Annotated in this window: 11 protein-coding genes; 3 read left to right on the plus strand and 8 right to left on the minus strand. The window is 33.1% G+C overall.

What is annotated here, in order from left to right:
* Together CHB80_RS04035 and CHB80_RS04040 are read left to right on the plus strand one after the other, a co-directional pair.
* Positions 1-1,926 (plus strand): transglutaminase domain-containing protein, encoded by a 1,926-nt coding sequence (locus CHB80_RS04035; RefSeq protein ID WP_179218080.1) that lies wholly within the window; start codon positions 1-3, stop codon positions 1,924-1,926.
* A gap of 62 nt (positions 1,927-1,988) precedes the next feature.
* Complete coding sequence (locus CHB80_RS04040; protein WP_089370137.1) at positions 1,989-3,959, plus strand: DUF3857 domain-containing protein; 1,971 nt, start codon at positions 1,989-1,991, stop codon at positions 3,957-3,959.
* Positions 3,960-4,029: 70 nt separating this feature from the next.
* Here CHB80_RS04040 and msrA read toward each other — a convergent pair whose 3' ends face one another.
* The 8 genes from msrA to CHB80_RS04080 form a co-directional block, all read right to left on the minus strand.
* A complete protein-coding gene (gene msrA, locus CHB80_RS04045) occupies positions 4,030-4,569 on the minus strand; it encodes a peptide-methionine (S)-S-oxide reductase MsrA (protein ID WP_089370138.1) in 540 nt (179 codons plus the stop codon).
* On the minus strand, positions 4,562-4,984 hold the full coding sequence (locus CHB80_RS04050) for a DUF2452 domain-containing protein (protein WP_089370139.1): 423 nt from the start codon (positions 4,982-4,984) through the stop codon (positions 4,562-4,564). The genes msrA and CHB80_RS04050 overlap by 8 nt, the downstream gene beginning before the upstream one ends.
* Before the next feature lie 123 nt (positions 4,985-5,107).
* A complete protein-coding gene (locus CHB80_RS04055) occupies positions 5,108-5,413 on the minus strand; it encodes a TIGR03643 family protein (RefSeq protein ID WP_089370140.1) in 306 nt (101 codons plus the stop codon).
* A complete protein-coding gene (locus tag CHB80_RS04060) occupies positions 5,413-6,933 on the minus strand; it encodes a cryptochrome/deoxyribodipyrimidine photo-lyase family protein (protein WP_089370141.1) in 1,521 nt (506 codons plus the stop codon). The genes CHB80_RS04055 and CHB80_RS04060 overlap by 1 nt, the downstream gene beginning before the upstream one ends.
* Positions 6,905-8,440, minus strand: a complete 1,536-nt coding sequence (locus CHB80_RS04065) for a cryptochrome/photolyase family protein (protein WP_089370142.1) — start codon at positions 8,438-8,440, stop codon at positions 6,905-6,907. The genes CHB80_RS04060 and CHB80_RS04065 overlap by 29 nt, the downstream gene beginning before the upstream one ends.
* Before the next feature lies 1 nt (position 8,441).
* Positions 8,442-9,740 carry a DASH family cryptochrome gene (locus CHB80_RS04070; RefSeq protein ID WP_089370143.1) on the minus strand — a complete coding sequence of 433 codons (1,299 nt, stop codon included), beginning with the start codon at positions 9,738-9,740 and terminating at the stop codon, positions 8,442-8,444.
* Complete coding sequence (locus CHB80_RS04075) at positions 9,737-9,886, minus strand: DUF2256 domain-containing protein (protein ID WP_089370144.1); 150 nt, start codon at positions 9,884-9,886, stop codon at positions 9,737-9,739. Before CHB80_RS04075 ends, CHB80_RS04070 begins: the two co-directional genes overlap by 4 nt.
* Before the next feature lie 152 nt (positions 9,887-10,038).
* The gene (locus CHB80_RS04080; protein ID WP_089370145.1) at positions 10,039-11,679 is read right to left on the minus strand and encodes a LamG domain-containing protein; all 1,641 of its coding nucleotides are present in this window, start codon (positions 11,677-11,679) and stop codon (positions 10,039-10,041) included.
* Positions 11,680-11,839: 160 nt separating this feature from the next.
* Between CHB80_RS04080 and CHB80_RS04085 the strand changes: the two genes are divergently transcribed.
* A complete protein-coding gene (locus CHB80_RS04085) occupies positions 11,840-12,355 on the plus strand; it encodes an RNA polymerase sigma factor (protein ID WP_089370146.1) in 516 nt (171 codons plus the stop codon).
* Positions 12,356-12,382: the final 27 nt, after the last annotated feature.

A 12,382-nucleotide genomic window follows, 5' to 3' on the forward strand; every position in this document is an offset into this window, starting at 1 on the left:
ATGAGATATACTAGTATCCTAGTACTCTTGTGTATACTAAGCATTACTGCGATAGGTAATGCTCAAGAGTCACCAGAATTTATAAAATATAAAAATGCATATCCTGATGAGTATCTAGCTAGACTCACCTCGCAACGACTTATTGACATTTCTTTAGATGATGATGAAATAAAAATATCACAAACTATAGAAGAGGAAGACCTTTTACTTAATGAAACGGCACAATTTGCAACAGAAGAATCTGTAGAGTATTCTTCTTTTTTCCTTTTAGATAAAATAGAAGCAGCTTCTTTAGTATATGACGGTAAAAAATATCGTGAATATGAAGTAACCGATTTTGTGCGTAAAGATGAACTAAGTGAGTCATTTTATGACGACACGAAGTCTGTAAATTTCTTATATCCTAAACTTCAGCAAGGAGCCATAAAAAAATTAAACTATACAACTTCTATTACCAATCCTAGATTCTTATCTCCTGTTTATTTTGGAAACGTATACCCACTTATTAAACAAAAAGTTGAGATAGTGGTAGATAAGGACATCAACTTACGCTTTCAAAAATTTAATATGGAAGGGGTGGATGTACGCTTTCGCGAAAGCGAAAAAAGAGGCAGAAAAATATATACTTGGGAAATTGAAAATCAAGAAGCATATGACCTAGAAAGTAATGGCCCAAGTCCTAAAACGATATTGCCACATATCATTCCTATCATTTCTTCTTACGAAAAGAAAAATGAAGAAATCCCTGTTTTAAATGGAGTTAAAGACCTTTATAATTGGTATTACTCTCTTGTAAAAGACATTAACCAAGAAGAGCTGGATGATGAGTTAGTGACAATTACAAATGACCTTATAGCTTCTAAAACCTCAGAGATAGATAAAGTAAAAGCAATTTATTATTGGGTACAGGAAAATATAAAATACATTGATTTTGAATATGCATTAGGAGGGTTTATTCCTAGAGATGCTAATGCTGTTTTCCAAAAGAAATTTGGAGATTGTAAAGACAACTCTAGTATTCTTAAGGAGATGTTTAAAATTGCGAAAATTAAAGGAAGCCTCACTTGGTTAGGCACAAGAAGCATCCCATATAGCTATGAAGATGTACCAACACCTGCTGCAGATAATCACATGATCCTAACCTATGAAAGTGAAGGGAAAACGTATTTTCTAGATGCCACAGGAAGATATCTTCCCTTAGAAATTCCCTCATCATTTATACAAGGAAAAGAAGCGCTTATAGAAAATGGTGAAGGTGATTATAAAATTGTAAAAGTCCCTGTAGTACCAGCAGATCAAAATATTTATAGTGATGTAGTCAATATAAAATTAGATAACAATTCTATTAAAGGAAATGGAACATTAACACTTACTGGATATCAAAAATCTAATACCTTTAATTATATAGAGAATAGAGATACCCAAGAAAAACTGTTGGAATACTACAATAGTTTTTTACGCAAAGGAAGTAATCGATTTCTCGTAGAAAGCTTTGAAGAAAAAAATAAATACAGTTATGAAAAACCCTTTGAAGTAGACTATAATTTCACAATTAAAGATTATGCGCAATCTTTAAATGATGAGATTTTCATAAATCTTAATCTTTACAAGACTTCTATAAATGCATATAAGATAAAAGAAGACAGAAAAACCAATATTGAATTTAAATACAGATCTGAAGATAGTATTACGGTTGTTTTTGAAATCCCTGAAGGGAAAGAAGTAACGTATCTTCCAGAAGATGTTGCCGTAGATAATGACTTTATGAGTGCCTCTATTTCATACAAAAAAGAAGGATCTAAAATCATTTACACACACGCATATAAAACAAAAAAACTCATCCTTGAAAAAGAAACACATGACGCTTTTAGAAAATCACTTAAGAAAATAAATAAAGCGTTTAAAGAAGTTGTGGTTCTTAAATAAACACCATGTGAAATGAGCATAAATAAATTTAATTTGTTTGTGATCAATAAAATAAAAAATAAATGAAAAAGTACATTTTAGTAGTAATTGCCCTTATATCATCCATGCTATCTGTTGCACAAGATTTAGTGCATACATCGTATAGCTGGGATCAAAATCCAACGTATACTATAGCAGAAGAAGATAAAGATCTGGATATGGTAGGTCTGAAAGATTATAGAATTGTAGAATATGGATTTGAAAATGAAAATGAGTTCTACCAATATAATATCATTCACAAAGTATTATGGCTAAACTCTGATGACAGAATTGAAAGATTTAATAGGATATACCTTCCGTATCGATCAGATTCTGAATTATTACGAAGCCAAGCTCGTGTAGTTTCGGCAAATGGAATTGTGCAAGAGCTAGATGATTCTAAAATCTTTACCGCTACAGATGAAACTACGAATAGAACTATCAAATACTATGCTTTAGAAGGTATAGAAAAAGGAGGGTTTATAGAGTATCTATACATCATCAAAAAAGTGGCAAAATACAAAGGTCAATACCTTAGATTACAAGAAAACTATAAAATTAAAGATTCTAAGTTTGAACTCTACTCTCCAGAAAATTTAGTATTTAAAATCTATCCTATAAATAGTGATCAAGAAGCGGCTGAAGATACTGGAGTTGAAGGGAAGCAACATTTAATCATTCAAAAATACGACCTGCCAGAATTAGAGGCAGAAGATCTCTCGGCTGTTGAAGCCATGAAGCAAGCTATTATTTACAAATTAGATAGCAATAAAGCAACAGGTGCTAGTGGTTTTAGTTCCTACAGCGATATTGCTAAAAACGTACACAACTTTGTAAATGCCGAATTAGATAAAGGTGATCTTTCTAAAGTTAAAAAATTCCTTAAAGAAGCTGCCATTGATCCTAATGGAGATGATGAATCAAAAATAAGAACACTTGAAAACCATATTAAAAACTCTATTTACATTACAAATACAGGAGGTGACCAACTCTCTGACATTGGTTTTGTGATAGAAAATAAAGCAGCTGATGAGACTGGAGCCATACGCTTATTTGCAAATTCATTAAAAGAATTAGGCATTCCTTTTGAAGTTGTTCTTACGTGTGATAGAACTGAAATGAAATTTGATCCTGAAATAGAAGCATTAAACTTTCTTCAAGATTATTTAATCTATTTCCCAACCACAAAACAATACATAGCACCAGGAAAACAAGAAAATAGATATGGTTTCCCTCCATTTGAATATACAGACACCTATGGGCTTTTTGTAAAAGAAGTAAAACTTGGAAAACTGAGTTCTGGAGTAGGAAAAGTAAAATATATAGAATCTCCGGATGCAGCAGCATCTGTAGATGAGATGACCTATAAAGTTACGTTTGATCCAGAAGACTTAACAGAAGTAAGCATTGATTTTGATCATGCTATAGGTGGTTATAATGCCTCATTTATTCACCCATTTATGAATCTCGTAAATGATGAGAATAAAGAAGAATTTTACGAAGAGTTTATCAAAAGAATGGGAGATGAACTCACGATAGAATCTAAAGAGATTTTTAATGAAGCTCCGGAAAATTTTGGTATAAATCCATTACGTATCAAAGCCACGCTTTCTAGTAGCGCCTTTACAGATAAAGCAGGACCAAAATACCTATTCAAATTAGGAGAACTTATAGGGCCGCAAATAGAAATGTATCAAGAAAAAAAGCGTCAATTACCTGTTGAAAATACTTTTAGAAAAACGTATTTACGTACCATAGAAATTACAATTCCTGAAGGATATACCATTAATAACTTAGATGATATTAATATTGATAATCGTTATGAAAAAGATGGAAAAGACCTTATGAATTTTATCTCTTCTTATACAAAAGAAGGAAATAAGATTATTATTACAGCAAATGAAATGTATGATCAAAATATTCTTCCTGTAGCGTTATATGAAGAATACAGAACCGTAATTAATAGTGCTGCAGATTTTAATAAAGTTACCTTGATTTTAGAACCAACAAAGTAATTAGAAAATATCCTAAAAAAGCCCTCTATTGAATACAATAGAGGGCTTTTTTCTTTTAGTGATATCGTTGTTATTTAAGCAAATCGTCGTACATCGATCTTAATTTACGCACCTTAGGATCTATCACTGCAAGGCAATACCCTTGTTCTTGATTATTGTTATAATAATCTTGATGATACTCTTCGGCATCATAAAATATAGGAAGTGCCGAAATTTCTGTAACAATAGGGTCATCATAATACGCTTGCACTGCTTTTACCACTTCTTCTGCTTGTGATTTCTGAGTTTCATCATGATAAAAAATAACAGATCTATATTGAGTACCTCTATCTGCTCCCTGACGGTTTAAAGTCGTAGGGTCATGTGTGGTCAAGAATACGGTAAGCAACGCCACATAATCTATAGCTGTAGGATCAAAGGTTACTTGAATGACCTCTGCATGTCCTGTAAGTCCAGAACATACTTCTCTATACGTTGGCTTACCAGGAGCATTCCCTCCTGCATATCCTGATACTACTTTTTCTACTCCTTTTAAACGTTGTATAACGGCTTCTACACACCAAAAACAACCGCCACCAAAGGTGGCTATTTCTCTATTTGTATTACTCATATTCTTTTTCGTTTTTATCAATTTTTGACCACACTTTATCAGTGTTAAGGGAAAATGTTCCTACAAAATCCCATTGGCATTCTTCTGGAGAAATTAAAGATAAAAAAGGATTGCCATCTTTTGATCGATATAGGTGATATATCTCACCTACAATAGGCTCAAAAGAGAACTTTGCCGAATATATAAGGTTATTATATTCAAATTGTTCCATCATGGCTTCATATTTTGCCTTTAAGTTCTCATACTCTGTCTTAAATTGATGGTTAACCTTATTAATATTTGTGTTTTTCCAAGTAGTAACGTCATCAGTGACAATAGCTGGGGCACCCAAATTGGTTGCATAGGGTGTTAATGCAGCATCATAACGACCTTTTTCCTCATTATAAACTACTTGATCTGGTTTTTTCTTTGTCATATTCTATTTGGCTTTCTACTATGAAGACATTTATTTTTTTAGGACTGAGTACGCTTTCGTACTTCGACTAGCTCAGTATAAACTTCACTTTCGTGAAAGCGTATATAAAACATTCCTCAGTTATTATCTTCTTTTAGATATCTTATTGTGTGTAATCTGTTTTTGTCTGCTACACTTAAATCGTGCATCATCTATATCATACATACGTTTTACCTCATGTTTTGTTTTACGTCCTTGCACACGGGCACGCCACATTCTAAAGCTACTAGGCTTCATCTCACGGCGCATCAAATTAATAACCTCCTGTTCTTTGATACCAAACTGCATTTTAATTGCATCAAAAGTAGTGCGATCTTCCCATGCCATTTCTATAATACGATCTATTTCTCGTTCTGTAAATTCTGGTAGTGTTTCTTTCTTTATAGCCATTAATCAAAGTTATTTCTATCAGCAAGTGTATGTCTCTTTAAAATACGATAGCTTTCTTTTTTAACCAAGCTATTCTCTTTTAAATTCCATAAAATCTCACCTGCTTGTTTTCCTGTTTTTTTTATATCTACAATAGGTAAAGGGTAATCTTTACCTATAAATGTATTGCAAAATTGTTGTTCTAAAAGGCTCATTGTATACGGCTCATGTATATAAGCGACTGGAACCTCCTTAAGCTCTGGCACCCATTTTTTTATAAAAACTCCTTCAGGATCATAAGTCATACTATTTTTCACAGGATTATAAATACGTAACATATTAATTCCTGTTTCTCCAGCCTGCATTTGAATTTGAGGATAGTGAATACCTGGTTCAAAATCTAAAAATTGCTGCGCAAGATGAGGAGAAGCATCTTGCCAAGGCTGCCATAAGTTATGCGTAAAAAAAGAAAGTGTCATGGCGCGCATTCTAAAATTAAGATATCCTGTTTCCATTAGGCAACGCATACAAGCATCTACAAGAGGGTATCCAGTCTTCCCTTCTCGCCATGCTTTTTGATACACTTCATTTTTGGTTTTCTTAAGCTTGTGATACCCTTTATTTATGCTTACAAACTCCATGGTGTCTTCCATTTCAAACTTCTGAATGAAGTGAGCTTGCCAACGAAGCCTAGAGGTAAATCCATCTATAGCTCGTTTATATGATGCCGTCTTCCTAAAGTGCTTTGCTAGTTGCCATACCTGACGTATAGAAAGATTTCCCCATGCGATATAAGGAGATAATCGAGAGCAACTTTTTCGCGCAAGCGTAGGCTTTGAAATGTGTTTATTATAGGTTGTGTATCGTTCTTTTAAAAAGGAGTCTAGGTATCGTAATCCGTTATGTGTTCCTCCTGGTTGTAAAGAGGATTGCTTAGGTGTTTCTAATGATGGAATCAAGAAATTTTCTCTTAGATGTCCTATAAAATCTAAAGCAACAAGTTGTCCTTCTTTAGGTTGAAAAGGTAATTGAGGTTGTTTCATAAACCATTCCCAGTCTTCTCGCCATCCATTACGATTACGTAATCCTCTTTGTACACCATTATTACAAAACTCTACCCATCCAAATTTTTTATCTGGTTGTTCTTGCTTTAAGGATTCAGCATAGCCCTCTAATGCAAGATCACGATCATAGGTAATACGCAGTCCTGTTTCTTGATGAGAAAATACCGTATGTATTTTTATATGTTCTAACAAGGTTTTAAAAACTGGTAGTACTTCACCTTCTACAATGAGGATCTCTGTATGATACACTTGTAATTGTTTTTGTAAGTAGTGTAATGACTCTTTTACAAAATTCCAGTGTCGTTCACTGTAGTGTTTGTCTTTTAGTAAGGAAGGTTCAAAAACATATATTAATAGCACAGGAAGATCTTCTTGTAAAGCATTATACAATGCAAGGTGATCATGCAAACGCAAATCCCGTTTTAACCATACTATGTTTACTTCCTTTTTAATAATTTGATGGGTTTTTGATAATATCTTGTGCTCTTTCTTTATGTTGCATCAACGTTTCTTTATCCATTTTATGTAATAATGAAAGCATCATACGCATGCGTTGATTGTCTTTAAAAAAGGATTGTTTTTCATCTAGAAAATTCCAATACAAACTATTGAACGGGCATGCATCTTCTCCCGTCTTTTTACTTACTTTATAGTGACAACCCTTGCAATAGTTACTCATTTTATTAATGTAACTACCACTAGACACATAAGGTTTTGTGGCAATCTTACCGCCATCTGCCCATTGAGACATTCCTCGGGTATTTGTAATCTCTACCCACTCAATGGCATCTATATAAATACCCAAATACCAAAGATCAACTTCGGCAGGATCAGTCATCGTAAGCAATGCATAATTACCTGTTATCATTAAGCGTTGGATATGATGCGCATAGGCATTATCTAAACTATTATGAATGCTACACTTTAGGCAATTCATTTTAGTATCTCCTGTCCAATAAAAATCTGGCAATGGATTATGATTCTCTAGATAATTTACAGATGCAAACGCTGGCATTTGCATCCAATACATACCACGCATGTATTCTCGCCAGCCTATGATTTGACGTACAAAACCTTCTACTTGACTGATATCAATATCATTTTTATGTGATCTCCAATAGCTAATTACGGTAGTCACTACTTCTTTGGGAGATAAGAGTTTACTATTCATAGCAAAGCTCAATCTACTATGATAAAGATAGGCTTGATCTGGATCCATGGCATCTTGGTAATCACCAAAATGAACCAATAAATGCTCGCAGAAATAGTCAAGAACTGCAAGACTTTCTTCTCGTGTAGTTGCCCACCCGAATGTTTTTGGATGGATCTTCCCTATGGTTTGTATACCTTCTTGATGTAGTAATTCTACCAGAGCTGTCACATCTTTTTCAAATGTCTTTTCTGGAGGAATGAGTGTGTCTTGTTTCCACTTTTTACGATTGCTTTGGTCAAAATTCCATTGCCCGCCTTCAGGGTCTTTATCAGTAATCATCATCAGATCATATTTCTTTCGCATCATACGGTAGAAATATTCCATGGTATATTGTTTTTTCCCTTTAAAAAAATCTTCTAGATCGGTACGGGACGTCATAAAATGTTCGGTATCAAAAACGGTGGTGGGGATGTGTTCGCTTTCGCGAAAGCGTACCAATTCTTGATCCAATCGGTATTCATCTGGCTCTTGATATTGAAACGCATCACATTCTTCTTCTGTGATCACCTTTTTGATATTAGCTATTACTGTATGCTGATTTTGAGGATCATCTAGTGTATAATAAATAACCGTATGGCCTTGACTTTCTAGGTGTTTTGCAAAAGATCGCATAGCACTAAAAAAGGCAACTACTTTTTGAATATGGTGTGTAACATAGGTAGTCTCCTGACGCATTTCTGCCATCAAGTATATCACATTACGATCTACTTGATGGTACCAAGAATGATGATGATTAAGCTGATCACCTAATATGAGTCTAAGAGTTTTCATTTTAAAATAGCGTTTCTTGTAACCATAATTTCCTAAACTTTCCCTGAGGATCATAACGATCTGCTTGACCATTAATATTAAATTTTCGATCCCTAGGGTCATTGCCTACTCCTGCATTATACATCCAGTTCCCCCAGTTACTATGTACATCGTAATCTATGAGCATAGATTCAAAATAAGCCGCTCCAATACGCCAATCTTGTTTGAGTTCTTTTGCCCAATAACTTGCTACATTTTGTCTCCCTCGATTACTCATCCATCCTGTTTTACGCAACTCAATCATATTAGCATTCACAAAGTCATAAGGAGTCTTCCCTTCTATCCAATCTTGTAATGCTGCTTTATTAGTACTCCATTCATAATCTTTGTGAAGAATACCTCCCATTTTAAAAATAGCGTTTCCGTATTTGAGCGAAACGTATTTAAAGTAATCCCTCCATATTAATTCAAAAATGAGCCAATAGGTATCTTGATTCTTCTTGATTTCCTTCTCAAATTGTTGGACCTCCCAATAAATTTGTCGTGATGAAATGCTCCCATTAGCTAGCCATGGAGATAATTTACTACTATAGTCTGTGCCGACTAAACCATTCCGGGTTTTCTTATAAAAAGCTAATTTTCGGGTTTCCCAGAAGTAATAATGTATTCTTTTTTTGGCTTGTACTTCACCTCCCATATAGGGAAATACTGTACGAGTATCTATAGTAAATTTATCTAACCCTAATACAGAAAGTGTAGGTACTTCTGTATTATTTTGAATACGATTAGATACAGGAAGTTTTATGATAGAAGGGAGAACAGTTCTTACAGCAACTTTCTTTTCACACTCTTTTCGAAATGCCGTAAAAACATTAGGTATCTTTTCAAATCCCTGATAGGGTATATCATCTGGATGGAATAAGAACTGATCATACGTTTCATGCCAAGTGATGTGATGAGCTTTTTCTTTAACTTGAGTGACAACACTTACTTCTTCTTGTGTCCACTCTTTCTGTAAAAATACATCTGTAATCGAGTAAAAATCAATAATTTTCGGAATAACATTAATTGCATCATCGTAATGTAGCAATAAATCAATATTTAAAGATTCTAAGGATGTTTTAAGTTCTCTAATTGTTTCCAATAAGAACTGTGCACGATACTTTTCTGTTTTTTTAAAACCAAATATATCTTCTTTAAAAAATGCTTTTTCAAAGCAATAAAGAGCTATGACACGATTGCCTTTAGCAACAGCATTATAAAGGGAATGCTGATCTTGTATTCGCAAGTCATTTTTAAACCAAACTAATGAGGTGCTCATATCCTAGTATTACTCTTTTTATTACGTTTACATCGTTCACTACAATAGATTACATCCTCCCAATTGCGTTTCCATTTTTTTCGCCAAGTAAATGGCAAATCACAGACAATGCATATTTTTTGAGGAAGTGTTTGCTTATGATGCATTAGATATATTTTGTTCAAAGATATCTAAAAAAGATTAAACAAATAAATGTTATGAGATTAGGATACTACATAAAAGGTAAAAAGGGCCACAAAGTATATGACCCCTTTTACACAACTCAACCAAACTAGTTCTTAATAATTCTTAATAGTATCTAGAGACAGGTAAAGCAATCTGCGTCAAGATTAAATAGTTGTTCTATTTCAGTAGGATTTAACGCTTTTTTATAGACTCTCAAGTCATCAAGATGACCTGTGAATCCATGACCTAGGGTAAAAAAAGATAACGGGTTATCCCCAATATCAAACTGGGAATTCGGTATAATGTCTCTTAATTGATTATCTCTATAAAGAGTCACTGTATTAGTTTCATCAACGGTAACCACTAGGTGGTGCCAATCTGTATTTGACCATACTACATCTGCTTCTTCTAGCCAGTCAGAATCAATAACACTGTATTGCAGACTATCAATAAAGTAAGGGGTATTTAATGTAAATACTTTTAATTCAAAACCATCACCTACTTGTGTTCCTTTTTGAAACATGATCTCAACATCACTTGGGTTTTCATTTTGCATTTTAAACCAAACACTTATAGAAAAAGCATCACCTTGTACGATTTGATTTGTAGTAGTAACGGGTATTGATAAAGAATCTGCCTGAACAAATGAATATGCACAGGTAGGATTACCAGCTCTATCTTCTACAAACTCTCCATCTGTGTTTTCTATAGTATATCCACTAATTAAATCTTTAAATTCATTTGAAAATGGCATATAGATGACCAAATCGTCAAATAAGACTTCTGGATTTTCACAACAATCTTCAACGATGAGTGTTAAAGGAAATATTTCAGATACCGTAGGGTTTAAAATAAGTTCAACTCTATAATATAGAGTTTGTGAATTTACAAGGTTTGTATACGAAGTAGGTATTGGAATCGGATTTACTTGATTTATAGCATCTGCCTGTGTTTCATAATAGGTCACATCATATAAATCGAGATCACTACAGTTTTGCACAGCTTCTGTAAGATCAAATTCCTGAATTTCATCATTATTATCATCACAAATAGAAAGCTCTATAACATCAAAACAGATATCAGGCGCGATAAAACTGCAATTAAGATTTGCATTATTAATACCTACTTCTAATTCTGAATTACTGGTGACTTCTATTGTATTTCCGTTATCATAAACAAGAACTACTGGGTAATTTAAACTTGCAAAAATAGCACTGTCATTACCTATGCTTACAAGAAATTCATATAATGCTTCATCATTATTAATGGTGACTACATCTGCATCTTGAAAATCTGAATTAAAAACAGAAAAAGAGATAGGATATTGAAAATCTACACACGTTATTACATCTTCTGCAAAACAGTTAATAACATATTGCAATAATTCTTCTTCACTAGTAACAAGTACTTCTGTATGATCACTAAGTGTTATGGTTATAGGAAACGATATCTCTATAACATCATCATCTATATCTGAAGAGTTAATATTATCTTCTACCAGTGATATATCATTAAGTGTATTGATAACAATAAGCTCACCATTTACCGTAACAGATACAGGAAGGTTAATCTCTATACAACTTGCATTATCTAATAGATCATCTTGAGAACCATCATTTGATGAAGTTTGTAATAATAATAAAGCCAAATTAGAGTTTGCACTTATAACCTCCTCACTATCGGGAGTTATAATTTCTGATCCTTCTTGCTGACAAGAAACACCCAACATGCAAAGGAGGAAAATCAGAATATATGTTACTTTATAATTTAGCATTTCTAAGATTTAAATTACAAATATTAAAAATTATGCTTTATTTGTAAACTCTTTTTGAGGTATAAAACTTCATTATTAAAACAATCTACCTATTAAAACTCCTACCTTTACTTTATAAAAAATATTACATCTTTGTATTTTTCCCAACTGATACAGCCAAATGAGTAAAAACTTACATAAAAATATTTGTGAAGAAACTTTATACTCAAACTTCTTTAAGAAGTATGCTGACGACTTACATTCTTTTTTATACTATAAGTTTGGAGATCACTTAAATCCTAAAGATAAAGTGCAAGAAGCTTTTATTAAGGTTTGGGAAAACTGTAAAAATATCACCCCAGAGAAGGCTAAGAACTATTTATTTACTGTAGGAAATAACTTAATGCTTAATGAAGTAAAGCATCAAAAAGTAGTATTAAAATTTCAACAAGAAAAACCAAAATCACACACCAATGAGAATCCTGAGTTTTTGATGGAAGAACATGAGTATTCTCAAAAGCTACAAAAAGCTATCGCAAGCTTAACCGAAGCACAAAGAGTTGCTTTCTTATTGAATAGAATCGAAGGGAAAAAACATAAAGAAATAGCATTGCTTTTAGATATTAGCACAAAAGCTGTTGAAAAACGTATTTACGGTGCTCTTAAAAAATTAAAAGAACAAATTCACGAATTATAATTTAACAAAGGGTAGGAGTTTTAATAG

Source organism: Dokdonia pacifica (genome assembly GCF_900188275.1).
In the GTDB taxonomy this organism is placed as follows: domain Bacteria; phylum Bacteroidota; class Bacteroidia; order Flavobacteriales; family Flavobacteriaceae; genus Dokdonia; species Dokdonia pacifica.